Origin of the sequence: Caballeronia insecticola (assembly GCF_000402035.1) — a bacterium.
Lineage (GTDB): Bacteria > Pseudomonadota > Gammaproteobacteria > Burkholderiales > Burkholderiaceae > Caballeronia > Caballeronia insecticola.
Genome location: NC_021294.1, coordinates 1,058,217 through 1,079,451 on the forward strand (window position 1 = coordinate 1,058,217; position 21,235 = coordinate 1,079,451).

Here is a 21,235-nt window from a genome sequence, read left to right on the forward strand (position 1 = left end):
CGCTCAGTCGGCGGGACGCAGCTTCTTCACTTCGTCGTCCGAGGGCTGCACGCTCGCGCCGTCGATATAACGGTACGACGTCATCACGCCGCGGCCGTCCTTCTGCGCCGTCACGCCGACATACGCGCCCATCGTCGATTGATTGTCCTGACGGCGAAACGTGATCGGGCCGAACGGCGTATCGACGGGCAAGCCCTTGAACGCGGCGGCGAGTTTGTCGGCGTCGGGCGAGCCGGCTTTCTTCAGGCCGTTGGCAAGCGACATCATCGCCGTATAGCCGACGACAGAGCCGAGGCGCGGGTAGTCGTGATACTTCGCCTGATACGCGGCGACGAATTTCTTGTTCTCGGGCGTGTCGATCGAATACCACGGATAGCCCGTCACGATCCAGCCGACCGGCGCTTCCTTCCCGAGCGGATCGAGATAATCCGGCTCGCCCGTCAGCAGCGATACGACCGCGCGATCCTTGAACAAGCCGCGCGTATTGCCCTCGCGCACGAACTTGCCGAGGTCCGCGCTGAACAGCACGTTGAAGATGGCGTCGGGCTTCGCGTCGGCGAGCGCCTGCGTAACCGCGCCTGCATCGACATTGCCGAGCGGCGTCGCCTGCTCCGCGACGAACTCGACATCCGGCTGCGCCGCCTTCAGCAAACGCTTGAACGTGGCCACCGCGGATTGCCCGTACTCGTAGTTCGGATAGACGAGCGCCCAGCGCTTTTTCTTGAGCTTCGCGGCCTCGGGCACGAGCATCGCGACCTGCATATACGTCGACGGACGCAGGCGATACGTGTACTTGTTGCCGTCCTGCCAGACGATCTTGTCGGTGAGCGGCTCCGCTGCGAGGAAGAAGATGTGCCGCTGCTTCGCGAAATCCCCGAGAGCCAGACCCGTATTCGACAGATAGCCGCCGAACAACAGCTTCACCTGCTCGCGCGCGACGAGTTCCTGCGCGACGCGAACCGTGTCGCCCGGATTGCCGTTGTCGTCGCGCGAAATGACTTCGAGCTTGTTGCCGTTGACGCCGCCCGCCGCGTTGATCTCGTCGAGCGCGAGATTCCAGCCGTTCTTGTAGGGCAGAAGGAACGCGGGCTGCGCCTTGTAGCTATTGATCTCGCCGATCTTGATGGTGTCGGCGTGCGCGGCGAACGCAACGCCCGCAGCGATGGTCATGATGGCGAGGCGCATCGGCGTGCCTGCACGGATCGTCATGAAGTTCTCTCCTCTCTTGAATAGTCGGTTCGCTTGCTCGTTGGTTCGTTCAAACACCCAGAAACTCGCGGCGCGCGGCGTCGTCGCGTGCGAAGGCGTGCATCGCTCCGGAATGACGCACCTGTCCTTTCTCCAGCACATAGATGCGGTCGCTGACGAGTTCCGCGAAATGCAGGTTCTGCTCCGACAGCAGAATGGCCAGCCCCTCGCGCTTCAGTTCGAGAATCATGTCCGCCATTTGCTCGACGATCACAGGCGCGACGCCTTCGGAAGGCTCGTCGAGCAGCACGAGGCGCGGATTGCCCATCAGCGTGCGCGATACGGTGAGCATCTGCTGCTCGCCGCCGCTCATGCGGCTCGCGCGCCGGTCGCGCATGGCGCCGAGATTCGGGAACACGCGAAACAGCTTCTCCGGCGTCCACGACGGCGCATGTTCGCGCGGCGGCTGACGGCCGGTATCGAGATTCTCCATCACGGTGAGGTCGCCGAACACGCGCCGATCTTCGGGCACGTAGCCGAGTCCCTTGCGCGCGATCCGGTATGGCGCCATGCCCGCGATGTCTTCGCCCATGAAAGCGATCGACCCCGAGATGCGCGGTAACAGGCCCATGACAGCTTTCATCGTCGTGGATTTGCCGGCGCCGTTGCGGCCCATCAGCGCGACCACTTCGCCGCGTGCAACTTCGAAGCCGACGTCGAACAGGATTTGCGCGCGGCCATAGTACGCGTTCAATGCATCGACCTTCAGCAGCGTCATGCCGATTCTCCCGCGCTTAAATCCGCACTCAAGACCGCACGCGGCGCGAACGATGCGCCCGTGCCGAGATACACCTCGCGCACGCGCGGATCGCGACGGACGGTATCCGCATCGCCCTGCGCGATGAGCTTGCCGCGCGCAAGCACGATGAGCTTGTCCGCGTGCGAGAACACCACGTCCATGCTGTGCTCCGTGAAGAGCACGCCGATGTCGCGCTCCTTCGCGAGCTGCGCGGTGAGCGCCATCAGCGCGTTGCGTTCCTGCGGCGCCATGCCGGCGGTCGGTTCGTCCATCAAGAGAAGCTTCGGGCTGTTCGCGAGTGCGATCGCCAGCTCGACGCGCTTCACATCGCCGTATGCGAGCACCGCGCAACTGCGCTGCGCGTGCGCCGCCATGCCGACGAGATCGAGCAAGGCCAGCGCCTCGTCCTGCTTCCACGATGCGACCCGGCCGAAGAAGCTGAAGACGCGCCGCTCGTGCGACAACAGCGCCATCTGCACGTTCTCCAGCACAGTCATCGAATTGAAGGTCGCGGCGATCTGAAACGTGCGGCCCACGCCGAGCCGCCAGATATCGCGCGGACGCATGCCCGCGATGTCGCGGCCGTTCAGGCGGATCGCGCCCGAACTGGGCTTGAGTTGGCCGTTGATCATGTTGAAACACGTCGATTTGCCCGCGCCGTTCGGGCCGATCAGCGCCAGCAACTGGCCCGCTTCGAGATCGAACGAGACGGCGTCGACGGCCTGCACGCCGTCGAAGGCCTTCGTCAGATGTTCGATGGAAAGCAGCGTCACGGCGCCTCCGTGAAGAAGCGTTCGCGCACGAATCCGGCAATGCCTTGCGGAAACGCGATCACGAGCACGAGGATCGTCGCGCCGAGCAAGGCCTGCCAGTAATCGGTCTGACGCGCGACCACATCTTCCAGCCACGTGAACACGCTCGCGCCGACGATCGGCCCGGCGAGCGTCTGGATGCCGCCGAGCAGGACCATCACGAGACCGTCGACGGAGCGGCCCACGCTGATCGCTTCGGGCGAGATGTTGCCCTTCGAGAAGGCATAGAGCGAGCCAGCAAGCCCGCAGACGAGCGCGGCCACGACAAACGCCGCCCACTGCACGCGCGCGACGTCCACTCCGATCGCCTCGGCGCGCAGCGGCGAATCGCGGCCCGCGCGCATCGCGAGGCCGAGCGGCGCGAACAACATGCGGCGCAGTAGCCATACGCCGACGGCCGCGAAGACGAGCGTGAGGTAGTAGAACGCGACGGGCGACGCGAGCCACGGCGACGGCCAGATGCCCAGAATGCCGTTGCTGCCGCCCGTCACCGCATCCCACTGAAAGACGACCGACCAGACGATCTGCGCGAACGCGAGCGTGAGCATCGCCAGATAGACGCCCGAAAGGCGCACGCAGAACCAGCCGAACACGAGCGCGCCGATGCCCGCGAGAATCGGCCCCAGCACGAGCGCGACTTCCATCGGCCAGGCAAACACTTTGAGGAAAAGCGCCGCGCCGTATGCGCCGAGGCCGAAATACGCCGCGTGGCCGAACGAATGCATGCCGCCCGGCCCCATGATGAAATGCAGGCTCGCGGCGAACAGCACCGCGATCATGATCTCGACGAACAGCACGGGCATGTACGGGAATGCGTCGGCCGCGAGCGGCGCGAGCGCCAGCGCGATCACGACCAGCACCGCCGCGATCTTCATGTTGCGCGTGGCGGGCCGCAAGGGTTGATCGGCGGGCGCGGCCGATCGCGCGAGCGCCTGCGCGCGCCCGAAGAGTCCCCACGGACGCAGCACGAGCACGACCGCCATCACGACGAACTCGGCGACGAGCGTGAATTTCGACAACGAAAAGTCGACGCCCGCCACCGACACATGTCCGATGCCAATGCACAGCGCCTTGATCTCGGCGATCAGCAGCGCCGCGACGAACGCGCCTGGAATCGAGCCCATGCCGCCCACCACGACAACCACGAACGCATTGCCGATGGTCTCGATATCGAGCGAGAGATTCGCCGACATGCGCGGCCCTTGCAGCGCGCCGCCGAGTCCGGCGAGAAACGCGCCCACGAAAAACACGCCGGTGAAAAGCCACGCCTGATTGACGCCGAGCGCCCCGAGCATCTCGCGGTCCGCGCTCGCGGCGCGCACGAGCGTGCCCCAGCGCGTGCGCGTGAGCGCATACCAGAGCGCGAGCAGCACCAGCGGTCCGATGACGATCAGCACGAGGTTGTAGGTCGGCAACGCGTGTCCGAGCCATTGCACGGCGCCTTCGAGATGCGGCGCGCGCGGCCCGAACAGGTCTTCCGGTCCCCAGAGATAGAGCGCGGCATCGCGAATGATCAGCACCAGCGCGAACGTGGCAAGCAAATGAAAGAGTTCGGGCGCGCGATAGATGCGCCTCAGCACGCCGACTTCGATCGCCGCGCCGACCGCCCCGACCACGAGCGCCGCGCCGACCACCGAGGCCCAGAAGCCCGCGACGCTCCCGCCGAGCCGGCTCGTCAGGCTGTAGGCGACATACACGCCGAGCATGTACAGCGAGCCATGCGCGAAGTTGACCATGCGCGTGACCCCGAAGATGAGCGACAGCCCGGAGGCGACCAGAAACAGCGCGCAGGCGTCGGCGAGACCGTTGACGAGTTGGACGAGCAGGTTGGCAAGCATCGGGCTCGATGGAGCGTTTCGGGCGAAAGAGCCGACATTATCGATGAATTGGGAAACTTGTTCCCTCCAGGACAAAAAAGCTGCTCACAACCACGTTTAGTTTCCCATCCACTGCTAAAAAACTCAAAAAACAGAGAAATACAACCTTCAAGGTCAGAACATTGCTCTACCGATACGAAAAACGACGATATGGCGCTCTAAGATCGGAATTGTCTTGGGCATGACAGAAAGCTCAATTGATAGACTTCGCCCGATTCTTTAAGCATTTAATCAGCATATCGAATCGTTTTTCAAATCTTTCACCTCAAGATTCATCATGCAAAAGATCAAACGCGCGGAACTGGGTAACGTTGATGTCCCGCTGGCCGGTGGTATTTCCACCTCTCATGTCAGCGTCACCGTGCAGCATGGCAGCACCGTGTACCACACCGAAAAGACCGTCACCGGCCATAACGTGTCCACCACCGTGACCGTCAGACTGCCCTGAGCAGTTTGAACCACTCAATCACCAATTTGCTCGGGTGGCGTCGGACTCATTAGATGTCACCAACGGTTGTGCGAACGCCTTAGGCGCTCGAAAGCAATAACAACTGCATTTTTGTGCCCTTATAACAGGATCGCATTGCGTGCAGGCGATCCTGTTTCTTTGTGCGGCCTCTCCCATTAGTCAAAAACGCGCTTTGAAGCCGTTGTGACTTGCATGCATTTTCCGCAGTGACGCAGTTAGTAATTCGTAATGTCTTGACGAAAGTCAATTTCTCACGCCGTTCGATTCGCCATTCTGATGATCTATCAGGAACGCGAAATCATTGATCTCGGAGTGAACATGCTGCCCCACCCAATTTGCGCGGCGCAGATGCAAATCAAATTCCCGCACAGCGGCGCGCCCAGCCTCGCGGACCGCATATTTCTCCAACCGCACGGTGCATGAGGCGACGCCGCACCGCAAGACATACGCAACCTCCATTTCTAATCCGATACAAAGCAATCCTTATCAATTATCGGAATTGTCGCAATGAAAATAGATGGTCGAATTGATAGAATTCAGGCTGATTCTTTAAGCCTTTTATAAGCATATCGAATCTTTTTTCCAAAAATCACCTTCTGAGACTCAACATGCAAAAAATCGAACGTACGGAACTGAACTCCGCTGCTCTGGCAGGCGGCGCTACGAAGGGTCAGATCGGCATCACCATCGCTGTTACCGGCGTGCCGACCGAATCGTCGTCCTCCAGCACGTCCAACACCGTCATCATCAAGAGCTAAGCGTTTATTGAGTCACGCACTCACCGCTTCGGTCGAGTGCGAGTCTGACTCAATTGACGTCACTCACGGCTAAGCCGAACGCCTCAGTCATGCCGAAGCAATAGCCCCTCATTTGCTTTCATGACGCAACAACAGGATCGCACTGCATGCAGGCGATCCTGTTTCTTCATTCCCCCTTAGCGCCCTCACCAGCCGCCCTCATCAGCCGCCCTCATCAGCCGAAAACGCGGCTTGACGGCATTTATGGCTCGTATATGCTCGTCGTAGGGAAATTGTCGGCATCACGCAATCTCCCCAACGGAAATCACTTTCCCAGACGAGTTCATCGTGAAAGTCCAAAGCCCTCTGGCACGTCGGCGCATACGCCGGCCCTGCGCCGATCGCTGCGGCATGCTTCCTGGTTGCCGCTTCCTGTCGGTTATCACCGTCCTGTCTCGCCGCAGCGTGCGGCGTCGCAATTCCGTTGCCGCGCGCGCGTTCATCGCGGTGGATTGCGTCGGCGCCGCTTCGCTGCTGCCGTAGCGCCTCTCTCCGTTTCCCTTCGCTGACCGATTGGTCCGCGCGCACGCGTCTGCACGCGTGAAACGCGCGCGCCGTCTTTCGCCGCGCCTTTGCGATGCGTCGCATGGGCCATGGCAGCGCGCGCCTGTCCGAAACGAAACGAAAGCGAAACGAAAACGCTACGAGAGAACCGCCATGGAACGCATCGACGAATTCCTCCGAAAACACCGCATCACCGAGATTGAAGCCATCATTCCCGACATGGCCGGCACCGCGCGCGGCAAAATCATTCCGCGCAGCAAGTTCGAGTTGGGCGAATCGATGCGCCTGCCGCAAGCCGTAATGATGCAGACCGTCACCGGCGACTACCCCGACGACGGCCGCTTCAGCGGCGTCACCGATCCCGACATGGTCTGCGTGCCCGATCCCGCGACGATCCGCCTGATTCCATGGGCCGTCGATCCGACCGCGCAGGTCATCCACGATTGCGTGCATTTCGACGGCACGCCCGTCGCCATTTCGCCGCGCCGCGTGCTGCGGCAAGTGCTGGAAATGTATGCGGAGAAAGGCTGGCGTCCCGTGGTCGCGCCCGAACTCGAGTTCTTTCTCGTCGACATGAACCGTGATCCCGACTTGCCGCTGCAACCGCCTGTCGGCAGAACGGGACGCGCGGAAACCGGCCGCCAGGCGTATTCAATCGACGCGGTCAACGAGTTCGATCCGCTCTTCGAAGACATCTACGAGTACTGCGAGGTGCAGGAACTCGAAGTGGACACGCTGATCCACGAAGTCGGCGCGGCGCAGATGGAAATCAACTTCATGCACGGCGACGCGCTCAACCTCGCTGACCGCGTGTTCCTCTTCAAGCGCACGGTGCGCGAGGCGGCGCTGCGCCACAAGATGTACGCCACCTTCATGGCCAAGCCGATGGAGTGCGAACCCGGCTCGGCCATGCACGTGCATCAGAACATCGTCGATGAAGAAACGGGCCGCAATCTCTTCACGAATCGCGGTGGCGAGCCGACCGGCCTGTTCTACAGCTACATCGCGGGATTGCAGAAATACACGCCCGCGCTCATGCCGATCTTCGCGCCGTATATCAATTCGTATCGGCGGCTCTCGCGTTTCATGGCCGCGCCGGTCAATGTGCAATGGGGTTACGACAATCGCACGGTCGGCTTTCGCGTGCCGCACGCGTCGCCCGCGGCGCGGCGCATCGAGAACCGCATACCGGGCGTCGACTGCAATCCGTATCTGGCGATCGCGGCCACGCTCGCCGCAGGCTATCTCGGCATGACGCAGCATCTGGAGCCGACCGCGCCGCTCGCGAGCGACGGTTATCGACAGCCTTATCAGCTGCCGCGCAATCTCGAAGAAGGCCTGACGCTGATGGGCGCGTGCGAACCGCTGGCCGCGATGCTCGGCGAGACCTTCGTGCGCGCGTATCTCGCGCTGAAGGAGACCGAATACGAAGCGTTTTTCCGCGTGATCAGTTCGTGGGAACGCAAGCATTTGCTGCTGCACGTCTAAACGTGAGACAAGGAGTCACGACATGAACGATCGATTCGACTCGACGGCGCATTACCGCGCGCTCGACGCCGCGCATCATCTGCATCCGTTTTCCGACATGGGCCCGCTCAATCGCGCCGGTTCGCGCGTGATCGTGCAGGCGCAAGGCGTGTACTTGCTGGACTCGGAGGGAAATCGCATCATCGACGGGATGGCGGGGCTTTGGTGCGTGAACGTGGGCTACGGCCGCCGCGAACTCGCCGATGCCGCGTTCCGGCAAATGCAGGAACTGCCCTACTACAACACGTTCTTCAAGACGACGCATCCGCCGGTGATCGAGTTGTCCGCGCTGCTCGCGCAACTCGCGCCTCCCGCGTTCAACCGCTTTCTGTATTGCAACAGCGGCTCGGAGGCGAACGATACGGCATTGCGCGCGGTGCATCGCTACTGGGCCGTGCGCGGGCAACCGACGAAGCGCTATGTGATCGCGCGCAAGAACGCGTATCACGGCTCGACCATCGCAGGCGCCACGCTCGGCGGCATGAGTTATATGCACGAGCAGATGCCGTCGAAAATGGAACACGTCGCGCATATCGATCAGCCTTACTGGTTCGGCGAAGGCGGCACGATGGACGCCGATGCGTTCGGGCTCGCGCGGGCGCGTCAGCTCGAAGAGAAGATCGTCGAACTGGGTGCTGCGAATGTCGCTGCGTTCATCGGCGAACCGTTTCAGGGCGCGGGCGGCGTGATCTTTCCGCCCTCCACCTATTGGCCCGAGATCGAGCGCATCTGCCGGAAATACGACGTGCTGCTGATTGCCGATGAAGTCATCGGCGGATTCGGGCGCGTGGGCGAATGGTTCGCGCATCGGCATTTCGGTTTCGAGCCGGACGTCATCACGATGGCCAAAGGTCTCACGAGCGGCTATGTGCCGATGGGCGCGGTCGCGCTGTCGGACCGCATCGCCGATGCGATCGTCGAAGGCGGCGAGTTCTGTCACGGCTTCACGTATTCCGGGCATCCGGTCGCGGCAGCGGTCGCCGTCGCCAATCTGAAGCTGTTGCGCGACGAAGGCATTGTCGCGCGCGTCAAGGACGATGCGGGGCCGTACTTTCAAGCGCGCTTGCGGCAGGCGCTTGGCGAGCACCCGATTGTCGGCGAGATTGCGGGCGCGGGGCTCGTCGCGGGCATTCAGCTTGCCGAAACGCGCACGACCCGCAAACGCTTCGTCAACGGCGACGATATCGGCACGTTATGTCGCGACTTCGCATTCGCCGGCAATCTCGTGATGCGCGCGAGCGACGATCGCATGTTGTTGTCGCCGCCGCTCGTCGTCACGCATGATGAAATCGACGAGATCGTGGACAAGGCCCGCGCCGCCATCGATGCAACCGCCCACGCGCTCAAGATTGACGCTTAGTGTTGACGATTCGCGAAGTAATCCGCCGCCATGTGCCGGAAGGCCGTGACGGCGGGATTGTCCTGATCGGCGCGCCACGCCATGCTCATTTCGGCCTGAACGGTATTGCCGGCAATTTCGCGGAACTCGACGTTGTCGTAATGAAACCGTTGCGACGACGCCGGCAGGATCGACACACCCAGTCCCGCGCGAACGAGCGAGAGAATGGTCGGCGTCTGATCGATGTATTGCGTGAAATTCGGCTTCACTTCGCCGGCGGCGAACATGCCTAGAATGCGATCGTAGAAATACTTGCCGTGCGTGGGCGAATGCATGATGAACGCCTGCTCGTGCAACTGCGCAAGTTCGAGCCGCTCGTATGCGCACAACGCATGGCCCGCCGGCAGCGCGACGATCATCGGTTCGCGATCGACGAGCAGAAACTCTACCTTCTGCCGCGACGGCAACGGCCGCAGGAAGCCGAGATCGATCGCGTTCGCCTCGAAGGCCTCGATCTGCGCGACGGAAATCATCTCGAGCAACACGACATCGATATCCGGCAAATCATGCTTCGCCGCGACCAGCAGTTCCGGTATCAGTTCATACCCCGCCGCACCCGTAAAGCCGATGCGCACGCGCCCGGTCTTGCCCTTGCTCGCGCGCCGCACCGTACTCTCGGCCTGCTCGGAGAGATTGAGCAGACGCGTGGCATCCGCGAGAAAGACGCGTCCTTCGGGCGTCAGCTTGACCGTGCGGCCGATCCGCTCGAACAGCAGCACGCCGAGACTTTCTTCAAGCAGATGAATCTGCCGGGAAAGCGGCGGCTGCGTCATGTTGAGCAACGCGGCCGCGCGCCTGAAGTTCAGCTCCGTCGCGGCGGCCACGAAGCAACGCACTTGTCCGAGATCGAGCATTCGTCATCGACATTGAAGGAGTAGCCGATCATTATAGGTTCGCCCCGGACACTGCGATGCGAATGCTTCAGGTCGTCAGGCTGCCTTCGGGACGCTGCCCCGCGAGCGCCTGCGCGATGCTCGCGAGCACCATCTCGCCCATCGCCGTGCGCGACTCCACGGTCGCACTCGCGCGATGCGCCTGCAGCACGACGCGATCCATGCCGAACAGTTCGACGGGCACATTGGGTTCATCGACGAACACGTCGAGCCCCGCGCCCGCGATCACACCGCGCAACAAGGCTTCGACGAGATCGCGCTCCACCACGAGCTTGCCGCGCGCGATATTGATCAGATAGCCGTCCTTGCCCAATGCATCGAGCACGGCGGCATCGACGATGCCCTGCGCCTTGTCGGCTGCCGCGGCGAGTATGAGAATGTCGCTCTCGCGCGCGAGCGAAAGCAGATCCGGCACGAAGCGATAATCGATGTCGCTCATCTCGCGCACGTCCGTATAAGCGATCGGGCAACCGAACGCCGCGGCACGCTGCGCAATCGCGCGGCCCACTTTGCCGAGACCGACGATCCCCACGCGCTTGCCGCTGAAACGGCGCGACAACGGGATCGCGCTCGGGCTCGGGTTGTCGATCCACTTGCCGGTCTTCACGAACGCGTTGCCGGGACAGATTTCGCGCAGCGTCGTCAGGATCAGACCGATGGCGAGATCGGCGACATCCTCGGTCAATGCGCCGAACGTGCCGGTCACCGGCAGGCCGCGCGAACGCGCGAATGCGAGATCTACCGCATCGGTGCCGACGCCGTTCACCGCGATCACCTGCAACGCGGGCAGCCGCCCGATCATATCGTTGGAAATACCCGTGTGGCCGCCGGTGATTACGCCGCGAATCGACGCGCCGTGTTCGCGGATATACGCGTCCTTGTCTTCCTGCTCGTACAGTCGATGCATCGTGTAGAGCGTGTCCAATTTCTGGTTGATCGCCGGTACGAGGATGGGGTTCAGTTGCAGAATGCTCGGCTTCATGTGGCGTGCTCCTTATGACTCGTTCTCTGATGTGGAGCGGATGATCTCCGGTTTCGCGATGCGCGTCCAATCCCAAAACGCTATCAATTGATCCACGATTCGATGCCGAAAAAACGGGCGCGGAATCGATTCAATCCGGGAATCAGGTAATAGCAATAAAAGATTGGACGCTCTTGCGCACCGTCTCCACAATTCGAAGCATCGGAAGGCACATCAATAAAAAAGCCTTTAAAAATGATATTGGAGACAACAGCGTGAGCCTGCGCCCTACCTGCCATTTATCCGTTCCTCTTTGTCATACGGCCATGCCGCGCTCGATGGAGGACTCGCGATGAGCAACGCCGACGGCATCATCGCTTCCTCGACGGCGGAACCCATCGCGGAGAAGCGCACGAAACATCGCTGGGTCGTCATGGGCCTGATCTTCTGCATCTGGGCCATTGCATGCGCGGATCGCGCCAATTTCGGCATCGCGCTGCCGTATCTGAAGAAGGAATATCACATCACCAATACCGAGGCCGGGCTGATTGTGAGCCTGTTCTCGTTCGCTTACGGCTTCGTGCAGATTCCCGTCGGATTGCTCTTCAAGCGGCTCGGCGAGAAGACGACCGGCTTCCTGTTCGCGGTCTTCATGATCCTGACCTCGGTCTTCACGGGCTTAATGGGCACGACGTCATCGGTGTTTCTGCTGATGGCGTATCGCGTGGGACTCGGATTGTCGGAAGGACCGCTCGGAATCGGCTGCACGAACGTCATCAACCGCTGGTTCCCCGCGCAGGAGAAAGGCACGGCCACGGGGCTGTGGATCGCGGCGTCGAAGCTCGGACCGCTGATCGTGCCTTCGGTGTGTTTGATCGTGATTCACTTGTGGGGATGGCGCGAGATCTTCTACGTCTTCGCGGTGCCGGGCATTCTGCTTGCGGTCGTCTGGATGCTGGTCGTGACGAACTCGCCGGGTGAGAACCGCTTCTGCTCGCCGGCCGAACGCCGCTATATCGCCGATGAAACCACGGTTCGCAGCAGCGCCGGCCAAACGCTCGCCCGCGCACAGATGACGCCGATGCCCCGGCTCGACGCGATCAATCGCACGAAGCATGTGCCGCAGCTCGACACTATCCGTAAGGTTTTCGGCTCGTGGAATATCTTCGGCATTGCGCTCGGCTACGGCTGCATGATCGGCATCAGCAACATCTTCATCTCGTGGATTCCGACTTACCTCATCACGGTGAAGGGCTTCGCTTCGGTGAAGATGGGCTTTCTCGCATCGGCGCCTTTCATCGGCGCGGTTGCGGGCAACATGCTCGGCGGCATCATCTCGGATCGCCTGCTCGGCGGACGCCGTAAGCCGATGATGATGGTAGGCGCGCTCGGCACGATGATCATGACCTTCCTGCTGATCGATGCACCCGACAGCGTCGGCTTTCTCGGCGCCGCGCTGATCCTGGCGGGCCTCATGCTGGGCATCGGCTTCGCGGGCTACTCCGCCTATCCGATGGGACTCGCGACCAAGGCGACGTACCCGACTGCATTCGGCATCGTGAACTCGGTGGGACAGATCGGCGGCGCATGCGCACCGCTTGCAGTCGGCTTCCTGCTCGACAGCTACAGCTGGACCGCCGTGTTTCTCTACATGGTGGGCACCGCATTGCTGTGCTTCCTGCTGCTCGTGAGCGTGGTCGAGCCGGTGACCGGTGAGAATAATCGTTCGACGAAATAGGCGAAGCGAACCTGCGAGTCTTATCTTTGAAACGCGCCGCTGCATGCGGCGCGTTTTGCGTTCAGAGACCGTTCTCGACCATATCGAGCAAACGCCCGGCAAGCGCTTCGATTTGCTTGCGTCCCAATCCTTGTAGCGGACCTTCGATCACTAACAGCGCGAAGCCGTGGACCGCGCTCCATGCGAGATATTCGGCGTCGGGACGCCGCTTCACGGCGAGTGCGCCCGTTTCCGCCATGTCATCGAGCGCGCGGCTCAGCAACTGAAACGGATCGAGTCCGCCCGGACCCGCGCCGTACGATCCTTCGTGCTCGCCCCATTCCGCCTGCGGCGCGGCGAACGCGGTGCGAAAGAGCCCCGTTTCCGTCTGCGCAAAACATAGATAGCCGGTGCCGACGGCCCGGAGTCCGGCGCGCGCCGCATCGGCGCGGCGGCGCTTTCTGGGCAGCGCCGCGAGTTCTTCTTCCATCGCCTGCGCGACGCGCGACAGCGCCGCCGAACGCACCGCCGACAGCAACGCCTGACGACTCTCGAAGTGACGATACGCCGCGTTCGGCACCACGCCCGCGCGGCGCGTCGCCTCGCGCAGCACGATTGCATCCGGGCCGCCTTCGCGCGCCAGTTCGATGCCCGCATCGATCAGCGCACGGCGCAGATCGCCGTGCCGATAAGTACTGCGCGGCTTGCCATTTGTCATATTCGATTCGGCGGGGCTTGCCATATGTGGACACTGTCCATTATCTCTGCTACTTTTGTGGACGGTGTACACAAGCCGAAAAAATAGTTCTGCATCGACGCCTGCCGTTGCTTTGTCACGACGCAGCGGCATCGTATAGAAGTGCGTGCTGTGCGCCGCCAACCGAAGGAGGCAGACATGTCCGAGCCGAACGATCGTACGCAAGCCAATGCGGATATCGCGCGCATCCGCGAGTTGATCGAAGCGTGGCGGCAGGCCGTACTCGCGAAAGACGTCGATGCCCTCCTCAAGCATTACGCGCCGGACGTAGTCGTGTTCGACGTCGTGCCGCCTGCATCGGTCGCGGGCCTCGCGCACTATCGCGAGAACTGGCAACGCTGGTTCGACAGCATGAAGGGCCCGCTCACGTTCGAGATGCGGGAAGTGGAAGTCGCCGCGAGCGGCGATCTGGCGTATGCGCACTCCGTCAACCACGTCGCCGTGGGCGAACAGGAGGACATCGTGCGTGCCACCGTGTGTTTCAGGAAGATCGACGGCGACTGGCGTGTCGTGCACGAACACGCATCGGTGCCGCTCATGATGGATATGGACCCCGACGAAACGTCATAACGCAAGGAGCAAACATGCAAGTGCAACCCTATCTGTTCTTCGAAGGCCGCTGTGAAGAAGCGATCACGTTCTACCGCGAGAATCTCGGCGCACAAGTCGTCATGATGATGCGCTTCAAGGACAACCCGGACGCCGGCAAGCAAGGCGGCAGCGAAGCCGCAAGCGGCTGCAGCCTGCCCGCCGGATCGGAAGAGAAGATCATGCATGTGGCCTTCACCGTGGGCGAATCCATGCTGATGGGCTCGGACGGCATGTGCAGCGGCAAGCCGGAATTCAAGGGTGTGTCGCTCTCGCTCACGGCCAGCGACGAACAGCAGGCGGAGAAGTACTTCGGCGCGCTTTCGAACGGCGGCCAGGTGCAGATGCCAATGACGCAAACATTCTTCGCCAAGCGCTTCGGCATGGTCACGGACAAGTTCGGCGTGACGTGGATGGTGCTCGGCGGCGCCCAGCACACGCCTGCCTGAGCGCGCGCTGAATCGTCCGGGTGGAACGCCGCTTGCGCGCCTTTCATCGCATCATTTCGAAAGGAGAAGCGACATGAGCAACTACGCCGGACGTTCGCAGGAAGAGCGCATCGCGCAGCGCAAGGGCAAGCAGCAGACGTCGCAGGAACAGCCGGGCGGGCCCATGGCCCAGCCCGGCACGGAGCCGGACAAGGAGCACAGCAGCGGCGAGCTGTCCGAGGAAGGCAAGCGTGTGTGGCGCACGGGGTCGGGCATCGACGGGGGCGGCAAGACCTGACACCGAAAAACCCGACACTCATAGCGGGCTTCGGAAACATGAAACAATGGCGCGGTGCGAATTACACTGATCGCACTTGACTGACAGGAGCTTTCAATGAGCGCCCCGCGCAAAAACCATCTTTCAGGCTCGGACATTCCCGCTGATCAAGCCGATCGTCCGTCCCGCGAGGAAGCCGAAGCCGCCGTGCGTGTTCTGTTGCGCTGGGCCGGGGACGATCCGAATCGCGAAGGCCTGCTCGACACGCCCGCCCGCGTCGTGCGCGCGTATGAAGAATTCTTCGCGGGCTACGAACAGAATCCGCACGATATCCTCGCCCGCACGTTCTCCGAAGTGCAAGGCTACGACGAAATGATCGTCCTGAAGGACATTCGCTTCGAAAGCTATTGCGAGCATCACATGGTGCCGATCATTGGCCGCGCGCATGTCGCGTATCTGCCGAACAAGCGCGTCGTCGGCATTTCGAAGCTCGCGCGTCTCGTCGATGCCTTCGCCAAGCGCCTGCAGATTCAGGAGAAAATGACGGCGCAGATCGCGGACACGCTGAACGAAGTGTTGCAGCCGATTGGCGTCGGCGTGATTCTCGAAGCCGCGCATCAATGCATGTCAACGCGCGGCGTGCACAAGGCGGGCGTCGCAATGGTCACGTCGCGCATGCTGGGCTCGTTCCGCGACGATCCATCGACGCGTCGCGAGTTTCTTTCCATCGTCGGCAATTCGAACGCGTTCAGCGTGGCGAATACTTAAAGAACGCGCGCGGTAGAAAGCTCGTCACGCGCCGAAGCCGTTGCCCGGCGCATCCGCGCCGCTGCCCTCGCGCACCTTGCCCTGCGACACATTGCTGCCCGGCGGTACGCTGTGCGTGAGCCACACATTGCCGCCGATCACCGAGCCTTGACCAATGGTCACGCGGCCGAGAATCGTCGCGCCTGCGTAGATCACGACGTCGTCCTCCACGATCGGATGCCGCGCGTTGCCCTTCACCAGCGCGCCGTCGCTCGTCGAAGGAAAGCTCTTCGCGCCGAGCGTCACGGCCTGATAAACGCGCACATGTTGTCCGATGATCGCCGTCTCGCCGATCACCACGCCCGTGCCGTGATCGATGAAAAAACTCGGCCCGATGGTCGCGCCCGGATGAATATCGATGCCCGTCAGCGAATGCGCAATCTCGTTGATGAAGCGCGCGAGCAGCGGCACGCCGAGCTTGTGCAACGCATGCGCGAGCCGATGATGCGTCATCGCCCAGATGCCCGGATAGCACAGCAGGATTTCGGTGATGTGCTGCGCGGCCGGGTCGCCGCTGAACGCGGCCTGAATATCGCTCACCAACAGCGCGCGGATCGCCGGCAGTTGCGCGCCGAACTCGCGCGCGATCGCGAAGGCGCGCGCGCTGACATCGGCTTCGCTCGTGTCGCGATGCTCGGGCAGAAAGCGAAGCGCACGGCGAACCTGCTCGTGCAGCAAGCGCAAGGTGCTCTCGAGCGTCTGGCCGACGTAATAGTCGACGCTTTCGTCGGTCAGATCGGGCGCGCCGTAATGCGTCGGGAAAAGCGCGGAACGCAGGCCGTTGACGATCTTCAGGATCGCGTCGCGCGACGGCAGCTCTCGTATGCCGAGCGGATGCCGCGTGCGATGCAGTTCCTCGCGCGACTGACGCAAGTCCGCGACGATGCGCGCCAGCCCCCATTCCTGCGGGGCGCGTGTGATGTCGTGAGTGGGTTCGAGCGGCGACGTGGCGCCAAACTCAGGCGTGTTCTGCATGGCGAGAATGATTCGGAATAAGCGGCCGCCGTGCGCGCACGGCGGATGAATCATCAAGCGTAACCGGTTTTTCGCGGACTTGCCGCGCGCCTTGCCGTTCAATGCGCCCGCGCCCGCGTGTTACCCGAACGTCGTCATACCGTTACGTTACTTGCGTCGATCCAGCGCACGGCCCAGTCGCGCGCATGCGCAATGGCCTCTCCCTCTTCGCGGAATCGCAATTCCGACGGGAAGAAGCGGTTCGCAACGAGTTCGCCGTCGCTCGATCGCGAGATCACCACATACGGTTGGTAGCTGCCATCTCCGGCCCGGGCGGGCGCGCAGTTTAGAAGATAGCCTCGATGTGAAAAGGCTGCATCGTGTTGCATGAGTCACCCGTGTGAAAGTGCCCTGCTCGTTCGAATGGCATTGCTCTTGTTCGACGACTCTCGAAACGCGCTCTCCTGATTGCACGCGCGTCGCGTGTTGCGCTTTGTCGCCGACAGGTTCCAAATAATACTTGCAGGAAATAGGCTTGGGGTCGAAAAAAAAGCCCGAAATTTTCGCGCATCGATGAAGGCGCGCTGTAGCAAGGGCTGCAGTTCCGTCGCCAAATAACCGGAACGACTCTTGCGTGAGAGATTGGTCAGTTCAGGTCAACCGGAGCAATCGATGAACAACGCCGAAGGCAACGAGTCGCAAGACAAGCAAAAGGATCGCGCCGCCGATAGTCCCGTAAAGACGCCGGCCGCCGAAACCGCGCACATCAACATGAGCGATGCCGCCAAGGCAGCCGCGGGCGGCGAGGCGCATGCGGGCGGAAACGTCTTGAGCGAGACCACGAAGGACGGCATGCATGTCGGTCCGCAAGGCCGCTACGAGAGGCCGCCGCGCGGCGTGGACGTCGCCAACGACGATGGCCCGGACGACACCGTCGATGCCGACGCGAAGAACATTCACGCACGACGTGAAGCCGAAATGCGCGCGCACGATCCAGACTCCGTGATCAATTCGAATGCAACGAGCGTGAACAACGTGCCCGAGCCCGGCGACGGCCTCGGCGGCTTCGACAGCCGGCCTGCGCGCAACGGCTTGCTGCTGGCGCTGGAGCGCGGTTTTCGCATGATCGACCGGGGCATGGTCGCGCCTACGGTGCCCGAAGTGGAAGACAAAGTGCGCTTCGAAGGTCGCGATCCGCACGGGCACACTTTGCGCGGGCGCAAGCACTTCGCGCTGAATCATCTGCGTCCGTCGCGGCTTTTCGAACTCGAACGCAAATGACATGCAAAGAGCCGCGTATCGAGCGCGGCTCTTTATTGATGCAGCTAGACTGACCTGCCTACTTCTCTTCCTGCTTTGCCTTCTCGTCAGGCTCGATGCGCGTCACGCCACCCGTCGCGGGCGGGTCGCTTGCGGGAAACGTATCTTCGACCGCCTTATCGACATCTTCTTCATCTCGTTCGGAATGCGGGCGCTGTTCCTTGGTGCTGCTCATTACGTGCTCCTTTCGTCGTTTGAGATTCGGTCACCCGCTAGTCAGGCAGCAACGCGTGTTCCAGCGCACGGCAAGGGCAGGCACGTTAAATGCGCTGTGGCTCGTCGACTGACGCGCCGCATCAAGAAAAATTCGCGGCCGTACAAGATCACAAGGATCACGACGAGATCACGACGAAGGGGAAAGGCCAGATGACCACGATTCATGCATACGACACCTATTCGAGCGACGACGAGGAACTGAAGGAATTTCACGCTGCGCAGCCATCGGTTGCGCCGGAACAGCGCTTCACCTCCGCTCTCGCCTGTCTCGGCGCCGCCTACGCGCTGTCGTGGGCCGAGTTCGCATTGATGCTCGCGGTCGGACTTCCCGGCGATGCGTCGAGTCATCCGGTTGCCGCGTTGATCGTCTCTCGCGTGCTCATCGGGCTGCTCTACGTATGCGTGGCATCGCGTCTGCAATGGGCGCGCTGGCTGACCGTGGCGCTCGGCTTCGTGTCGGTGGCGCTCGTCGCGCCGACCATCGCGATGCAATGGCATGCGTTTCCCGCAGGGGCGCTGGTATGCGGCGCCGCGCTCGTCTGCAAGCTGGCGGCGGCGCTCTACTTGCTCTCGCCGATGCCCGGCCGCCTCGCAGCCCGCTGAGCATTCGAAACCGGCGGTTTGCAATCCTTGAAGCGGGCGCGGCTTTCTTTCGCGCCCGCAGGCTCGCACAATGCAAGGCCGTTCCTCAACCCAACGCTTGCGAGCCCATCATGAAAATCGCTGTCATCGGTGCGACCGGCACGGTCGGCCAGGCGGTCTGCGCCGAACTGAAACTCCGTCATGAAGTCATCGAGATCGGCGCGACGCGTGGCGCGCATCGCGTCGATTTGCGCGATCTCGGCAGCATCAAAAAGCTTTTCGACGAAATCGGCCGGGTCGATGCGATCGTCGCGACGGCGGGGCACGTGCATTTCGGCGAACTCGTGAAGATGACGCCGGAGCAGTTCCGCATCGGCCTCGACGACAAGCTGATGGGCCAGGTCAATCTCGTCCTCACGGCGCGCGACTATCTGAACGACGGCGGCTCGTTCACGCTGACGAGCGGCATCGTCGGCGCGGCGCCGATCCGTCAGGGCGCGAGCGCGGCGGCGGTCAACGGCGCGATCGAAGGCTTCGTGCGCGGCGCCGCGATCGAGTTGCCGCGCGGCCTGCGCATCAACGTTATCAGCCCGACGATGCTCGAAGAAGCGCGCGAGAGCTTCGGCCCGTATTTTCGCGGTTTCGAAGCGGCGAGCGGCGCGCGCGTGGCGCTGGCGTATAGCCGCAGCGTCGAAGGCGCGGAGACCGGGCGCATCTACAACGTGCACTGACAGGCGCGAAGTGTGCATGGAGCACGGCGCATCGATCGCTTATTCTCGGCGCTTTATCACGGCCACGGAGCGGCACGATGCAATGGATCCGAGACGACTATCGGGTAAGCACGGAGATCGATGAATTCGATTTCGATGTCGTGCACCGTTACTTGAGCGAAGTGGCGTACTGGTCGCCGGGCGTCGCGCGCGAGAAGGTCGAGCGCGCCGCGCGCCATTCGCTCGCGTTCGGGCTCTTTCTGCGTGATAGACAAATCGGCTATGCGCGCATGATCACGGACAGCAGCACGTTCGGCTATCTCGCCGACGTCTTCGTGCTGCCCGAACATCAGGGCGCGGGCCTCGGCAAATGGATGATCGACTGCGTGATGGCGCATCCCGATCTGCAAGGGCTGCGCCGCATGATGCTCGTCACGTCCGACGCGCACGGCCTGTACGCGCGCCACGGCTTTGCAGCGAGCGCGCATCCCGAGCGCATCATGGAAAGGGTCGGCAAACCTTAGCCGAGGTCAGCCGCCTTCACCCGCCCCGCGCGCCTTGCGTGTTGACGTAGATCGCATACAGGCCGTGGCTCGCCGCCATGAACAGCCGGTTGCGATGCCGCCCGCCGAAGCACACGTTCGCGCAACGCTCCGGCAGGTCGATATGACCAATCGCTTCGCCTTGCGGCGTGAACACGCGCACGCCGTCGAGTTCGGCGTCGCCCATGCCCCAGCCGCACCACAGATTGCCGTGGATATCGATTCGAAAGCCGTCCGGCGTGCCCGGACCCGCATCGATCACGAGGCGCGGCTCGCCGAGCCTGCGGCCGCCGTCGAGCACATCGAACGCATAGATCTTGCGGGGCACCGAGCGCGACTCGACCACGTATAGGACCGCTTCATCCGGAGAAAACGCGAGACCGTTGGGACCGATGAAATCGTCGATCATCATGGTGATCTCGCCGCTCTGGCCATCGACGCGATACACGCACGGCTTTAGCTGCGCCTCGCGCTTTTCGCCTTCGTAGAAGCCGTCGATACCGAAGCTCGGGTCCGTGAACCAGATCGAGCCGTCGGATTTCACGACGACATCGTTCGGTGAATTGAGCGGCTTGCCGTTGTAGCTGTCGGCGAGCACGGTGATCGTGCCGTCGTACTCGGTGCGCGTCACGCGCCGCGTCAGATGCTCGCAGGTCACGAGCCGCCCTTCCCGGTCACGCGTGTTGCCGTTCGCGTTATTCGACGGCTTGCGAAATACGCCGACCTGGCCGCTTTCCTCATCCCAGCGCAGGATGCGATTGTTCGGAATGTCGCTCCACAGCAGATAGCGGCCGTCGCCGAACCAGACCGGTCCTTCGGACCAGCGCGCGCCCTGATACAAACACTCCACCGATGCCGCCGCGACACGCAGTGCGTTGAAGCGCGGGTCGAGCACGCGTACGGCGGGGTCGGGATAGCGGCGCGAGTCGCTCGTCATATTTTTTTGTCTCCGATGAGGTAAGCAGTGTTTGGCGTGCCGACGCGATTCAATGCACGCCGTCGAAAAATCGCGCCGCCACCCGAAGCGAAAAACGCTTGGGCAGTTGCGCGAGGAATAAAGCTATGTGCGGAACGAATAAACCCCGTTCATTCGTCCAGGGAACCGAGGCAA

Annotated in this window: 26 protein-coding genes; 14 read left to right on the forward strand and 12 right to left on the reverse strand. The window is 62.3% G+C overall.

What is annotated here, in order from left to right; all coding sequences use genetic code 11:
* Positions 1-3: 3 nt before the first annotated feature.
* Genes BRPE64_RS19000 through BRPE64_RS19015 form a run of 4 tightly spaced genes read right to left on the reverse strand, consistent with a single transcriptional unit; the run spans position 4 to position 4,637 of the window.
* Positions 4-1,209 (reverse strand): ABC transporter substrate-binding protein, encoded by a 1,206-nt coding sequence (locus BRPE64_RS19000; RefSeq protein WP_016355143.1) that lies wholly within the window; start codon positions 1,207-1,209, stop codon positions 4-6.
* Positions 1,210-1,258: 49 nt separating this feature from the next.
* Entirely contained in the window at positions 1,259-1,972 is a 714-nt protein-coding gene (locus BRPE64_RS19005; protein WP_173405472.1) for an ABC transporter ATP-binding protein, read from the reverse strand.
* On the reverse strand, positions 1,963-2,760 hold the full coding sequence (locus BRPE64_RS19010) for an ABC transporter ATP-binding protein (protein ID WP_016355145.1): 798 nt from the start codon (positions 2,758-2,760) through the stop codon (positions 1,963-1,965). Before BRPE64_RS19010 ends, BRPE64_RS19005 begins: the two co-directional genes overlap by 10 nt.
* Positions 2,757-4,637 (reverse strand): ABC transporter permease, encoded by a 1,881-nt coding sequence (locus BRPE64_RS19015; protein ID WP_016355146.1) that lies wholly within the window; start codon positions 4,635-4,637, stop codon positions 2,757-2,759. The genes BRPE64_RS19010 and BRPE64_RS19015 overlap by 4 nt, the downstream gene beginning before the upstream one ends.
* 316 nt (positions 4,638-4,953) lie before the next feature.
* Here BRPE64_RS19015 and BRPE64_RS33245 point away from each other — a divergent pair, with 316 nt between their 5' ends.
* The 5 genes from BRPE64_RS33245 (at position 4,954) to BRPE64_RS19030 (ending at position 9,333) form a co-directional block, all read left to right on the forward strand.
* Positions 4,954-5,124, forward strand: a complete 171-nt coding sequence (locus BRPE64_RS33245) for a hypothetical protein (RefSeq protein ID WP_160167936.1) — start codon at positions 4,954-4,956, stop codon at positions 5,122-5,124.
* Positions 5,125-5,753: 629 nt separating this feature from the next.
* A complete protein-coding gene (locus tag BRPE64_RS33250; protein WP_016355150.1) occupies positions 5,754-5,903 on the forward strand; it encodes a hypothetical protein in 150 nt (49 codons plus the stop codon).
* A 327-nt stretch (positions 5,904-6,230) separates the two neighbouring features.
* The gene (locus BRPE64_RS34080; protein WP_044042487.1) at positions 6,231-6,425 is read left to right on the forward strand and encodes a hypothetical protein; all 195 of its coding nucleotides are present in this window, start codon (positions 6,231-6,233) and stop codon (positions 6,423-6,425) included.
* Between the two features lie 174 nt (positions 6,426-6,599).
* Entirely contained in the window at positions 6,600-7,934 is a 1,335-nt protein-coding gene (locus BRPE64_RS19025; RefSeq protein WP_044042488.1) for a glutamine synthetase family protein, read from the forward strand.
* A gap of 22 nt (positions 7,935-7,956) precedes the next feature.
* Positions 7,957-9,333 carry an aspartate aminotransferase family protein gene (locus BRPE64_RS19030; protein WP_016355153.1) on the forward strand — a complete coding sequence of 459 codons (1,377 nt, stop codon included), beginning with the start codon at positions 7,957-7,959 and terminating at the stop codon, positions 9,331-9,333.
* Here BRPE64_RS19030 and BRPE64_RS19035 read toward each other — a convergent pair.
* The 3 genes from BRPE64_RS19035 to BRPE64_RS32945 all read right to left on the reverse strand — a co-directional run bounded on the left by BRPE64_RS19035 (position 9,330) and on the right by BRPE64_RS32945 (position 11,525).
* Positions 9,330-10,226 (reverse strand): LysR substrate-binding domain-containing protein, encoded by an 897-nt coding sequence (locus BRPE64_RS19035; RefSeq protein ID WP_016355154.1) that lies wholly within the window; start codon positions 10,224-10,226, stop codon positions 9,330-9,332. The two genes, BRPE64_RS19030 and BRPE64_RS19035, sit on opposite strands and share 4 nt — an antisense overlap.
* A 67-nt stretch (positions 10,227-10,293) precedes the next feature.
* Entirely contained in the window at positions 10,294-11,247 is a 954-nt protein-coding gene (locus BRPE64_RS19040) for a 2-hydroxyacid dehydrogenase (RefSeq protein ID WP_016355155.1), read from the reverse strand.
* An 83-nt stretch (positions 11,248-11,330) separates the two neighbouring features.
* Positions 11,331-11,525 carry a hypothetical protein gene (locus tag BRPE64_RS32945; RefSeq protein WP_144063444.1) on the reverse strand — a complete coding sequence of 65 codons (195 nt, stop codon included), beginning with the start codon at positions 11,523-11,525 and terminating at the stop codon, positions 11,331-11,333.
* Between the two features lie 53 nt (positions 11,526-11,578).
* Here BRPE64_RS32945 and BRPE64_RS19045 point away from each other — a divergent pair, with 53 nt between their 5' ends.
* The gene (locus BRPE64_RS19045; protein WP_044042777.1) at positions 11,579-12,964 is read left to right on the forward strand and encodes an MFS transporter; all 1,386 of its coding nucleotides are present in this window, start codon (positions 11,579-11,581) and stop codon (positions 12,962-12,964) included.
* 61 nt (positions 12,965-13,025) lie between these two features.
* Here the strand turns inward: BRPE64_RS19045 and BRPE64_RS19050 are convergent, their stop codons facing one another.
* A complete protein-coding gene (locus BRPE64_RS19050) occupies positions 13,026-13,661 on the reverse strand; it encodes a TetR/AcrR family transcriptional regulator (protein WP_044042490.1) in 636 nt (211 codons plus the stop codon).
* A gap of 177 nt (positions 13,662-13,838) precedes the next feature.
* Between BRPE64_RS19050 and BRPE64_RS19055 the strand changes: the two genes are divergently transcribed.
* The 4 genes from BRPE64_RS19055 (at position 13,839) to folE (ending at position 15,761) form a co-directional block, all read left to right on the forward strand.
* Positions 13,839-14,270: a YybH family protein gene (locus BRPE64_RS19055; protein ID WP_016355159.1), complete on the forward strand. Its 432-nt coding sequence runs from the start codon at positions 13,839-13,841 to the stop codon at positions 14,268-14,270.
* Between the two features lie 14 nt (positions 14,271-14,284).
* Positions 14,285-14,737, forward strand: a complete 453-nt coding sequence (locus tag BRPE64_RS19060) for a VOC family protein (RefSeq protein ID WP_016355160.1) — start codon at positions 14,285-14,287, stop codon at positions 14,735-14,737.
* A gap of 73 nt (positions 14,738-14,810) precedes the next feature.
* The gene (locus tag BRPE64_RS19065; RefSeq protein ID WP_016355161.1) at positions 14,811-15,014 is read left to right on the forward strand and encodes a hypothetical protein; all 204 of its coding nucleotides are present in this window, start codon (positions 14,811-14,813) and stop codon (positions 15,012-15,014) included.
* A 96-nt stretch (positions 15,015-15,110) separates the two neighbouring features.
* Entirely contained in the window at positions 15,111-15,761 is a 651-nt protein-coding gene (gene folE, locus BRPE64_RS19070; protein ID WP_016355162.1) for a GTP cyclohydrolase I FolE, read from the forward strand.
* Positions 15,762-15,785: 24 nt separating this feature from the next.
* Here the strand turns inward: folE and epsC are convergent, their stop codons facing one another.
* Both epsC and BRPE64_RS19080 read right to left on the reverse strand, forming a co-directional pair.
* Complete coding sequence (gene epsC / locus BRPE64_RS19075; RefSeq protein WP_232519242.1) at positions 15,786-16,775, reverse strand: serine O-acetyltransferase EpsC; 990 nt, start codon at positions 16,773-16,775, stop codon at positions 15,786-15,788.
* A 134-nt stretch (positions 16,776-16,909) separates the two neighbouring features.
* Positions 16,910-17,143: a hypothetical protein gene (locus tag BRPE64_RS19080; RefSeq protein ID WP_044042491.1), complete on the reverse strand. Its 234-nt coding sequence runs from the start codon at positions 17,141-17,143 to the stop codon at positions 16,910-16,912.
* Positions 17,144-17,426: 283 nt separating this feature from the next.
* Here BRPE64_RS19080 and BRPE64_RS19085 point away from each other — a divergent pair, with 283 nt between their 5' ends.
* Positions 17,427-18,035, forward strand: coding sequence for a DUF3005 domain-containing protein (locus BRPE64_RS19085; protein WP_016355165.1), 609 nt, complete (start codon positions 17,427-17,429; stop codon positions 18,033-18,035).
* A 58-nt stretch (positions 18,036-18,093) separates the two neighbouring features.
* Here the strand turns inward: BRPE64_RS19085 and BRPE64_RS33475 are convergent, their stop codons facing one another.
* Positions 18,094-18,249: a hypothetical protein gene (locus BRPE64_RS33475; RefSeq protein ID WP_016355166.1), complete on the reverse strand. Its 156-nt coding sequence runs from the start codon at positions 18,247-18,249 to the stop codon at positions 18,094-18,096.
* A gap of 191 nt (positions 18,250-18,440) precedes the next feature.
* Here BRPE64_RS33475 and BRPE64_RS19090 point away from each other — a divergent pair, with 191 nt between their 5' ends.
* The 3 genes from BRPE64_RS19090 (at position 18,441) to BRPE64_RS19100 (ending at position 20,106) form a co-directional block, all read left to right on the forward strand.
* Complete coding sequence (locus BRPE64_RS19090; protein WP_044042779.1) at positions 18,441-18,893, forward strand: hypothetical protein; 453 nt, start codon at positions 18,441-18,443, stop codon at positions 18,891-18,893.
* A 107-nt stretch (positions 18,894-19,000) separates the two neighbouring features.
* Positions 19,001-19,603: a short chain dehydrogenase gene (locus BRPE64_RS19095; RefSeq protein WP_173405473.1), complete on the forward strand. Its 603-nt coding sequence runs from the start codon at positions 19,001-19,003 to the stop codon at positions 19,601-19,603.
* 77 nt (positions 19,604-19,680) lie between these two features.
* The gene (locus BRPE64_RS19100) at positions 19,681-20,106 is read left to right on the forward strand and encodes a GNAT family N-acetyltransferase (protein WP_016355169.1); all 426 of its coding nucleotides are present in this window, start codon (positions 19,681-19,683) and stop codon (positions 20,104-20,106) included.
* Positions 20,107-20,122: 16 nt separating this feature from the next.
* Here the strand turns inward: BRPE64_RS19100 and BRPE64_RS19105 are convergent, their stop codons facing one another.
* Positions 20,123-21,061 carry an SMP-30/gluconolactonase/LRE family protein gene (locus tag BRPE64_RS19105; RefSeq protein WP_016355170.1) on the reverse strand — a complete coding sequence of 313 codons (939 nt, stop codon included), beginning with the start codon at positions 21,059-21,061 and terminating at the stop codon, positions 20,123-20,125.
* Positions 21,062-21,235 lie beyond the last annotated feature (174 nt).

Excerpts from the sequence above, each read along its gene's own strand:
- BRPE64_RS19000 (WP_016355143.1), bottom strand. The coding sequence starts at position 1,209 with ATGACGATCCGTGCAGGCACGCCGATGCGCCTCGCCATCATGACCATC.
- BRPE64_RS19015 (WP_016355146.1), bottom strand. The coding sequence starts at position 4,637 with ATGCTTGCCAACCTGCTCGTCCAACTCGTCAACGGTCTCGCCGACGCC.
- BRPE64_RS33245 (WP_160167936.1), top strand. The coding sequence starts at position 4,954 with ATGCAAAAGATCAAACGCGCGGAACTGGGTAACGTTGATGTCCCGCTG.
- BRPE64_RS33250 (WP_016355150.1), top strand. The coding sequence starts at position 5,754 with ATGCAAAAAATCGAACGTACGGAACTGAACTCCGCTGCTCTGGCAGGC.
- BRPE64_RS19025 (WP_044042488.1), top strand. The coding sequence starts at position 6,600 with ATGGAACGCATCGACGAATTCCTCCGAAAACACCGCATCACCGAGATT.
- BRPE64_RS19030 (WP_016355153.1), top strand. The coding sequence starts at position 7,957 with ATGAACGATCGATTCGACTCGACGGCGCATTACCGCGCGCTCGACGCC.
- BRPE64_RS19035 (WP_016355154.1), bottom strand. The coding sequence starts at position 10,226 with ATGCTCGATCTCGGACAAGTGCGTTGCTTCGTGGCCGCCGCGACGGAG.
- BRPE64_RS19040 (WP_016355155.1), bottom strand. The coding sequence starts at position 11,247 with ATGAAGCCGAGCATTCTGCAACTGAACCCCATCCTCGTACCGGCGATC.
- BRPE64_RS32945 (WP_144063444.1), bottom strand. The coding sequence starts at position 11,525 with ATGGCAGGTAGGGCGCAGGCTCACGCTGTTGTCTCCAATATCATTTTT.
- BRPE64_RS19045 (WP_044042777.1), top strand. The coding sequence starts at position 11,579 with ATGAGCAACGCCGACGGCATCATCGCTTCCTCGACGGCGGAACCCATC.
- BRPE64_RS19050 (WP_044042490.1), bottom strand. The coding sequence starts at position 13,661 with ATGACAAATGGCAAGCCGCGCAGTACTTATCGGCACGGCGATCTGCGC.
- BRPE64_RS19055 (WP_016355159.1), top strand. The coding sequence starts at position 13,839 with ATGTCCGAGCCGAACGATCGTACGCAAGCCAATGCGGATATCGCGCGC.
- BRPE64_RS19060 (WP_016355160.1), top strand. The coding sequence starts at position 14,285 with ATGCAAGTGCAACCCTATCTGTTCTTCGAAGGCCGCTGTGAAGAAGCG.
- BRPE64_RS19065 (WP_016355161.1), top strand. The coding sequence starts at position 14,811 with ATGAGCAACTACGCCGGACGTTCGCAGGAAGAGCGCATCGCGCAGCGC.
- folE (WP_016355162.1), top strand. The coding sequence starts at position 15,111 with ATGAGCGCCCCGCGCAAAAACCATCTTTCAGGCTCGGACATTCCCGCT.
- epsC (WP_232519242.1), bottom strand. The coding sequence starts at position 16,775 with ATGCAGAACACGCCTGAGTTTGGCGCCACGTCGCCGCTCGAACCCACT.
- BRPE64_RS19080 (WP_044042491.1), bottom strand. The coding sequence starts at position 17,143 with ATGCAACACGATGCAGCCTTTTCACATCGAGGCTATCTTCTAAACTGC.
- BRPE64_RS19085 (WP_016355165.1), top strand. The coding sequence starts at position 17,427 with ATGAACAACGCCGAAGGCAACGAGTCGCAAGACAAGCAAAAGGATCGC.
- BRPE64_RS33475 (WP_016355166.1), bottom strand. The coding sequence starts at position 18,249 with ATGAGCAGCACCAAGGAACAGCGCCCGCATTCCGAACGAGATGAAGAA.
- BRPE64_RS19090 (WP_044042779.1), top strand. The coding sequence starts at position 18,441 with ATGACCACGATTCATGCATACGACACCTATTCGAGCGACGACGAGGAA.
- BRPE64_RS19100 (WP_016355169.1), top strand. The coding sequence starts at position 19,681 with ATGCAATGGATCCGAGACGACTATCGGGTAAGCACGGAGATCGATGAA.
- BRPE64_RS19105 (WP_016355170.1), bottom strand. The coding sequence starts at position 21,061 with ATGACGAGCGACTCGCGCCGCTATCCCGACCCCGCCGTACGCGTGCTC.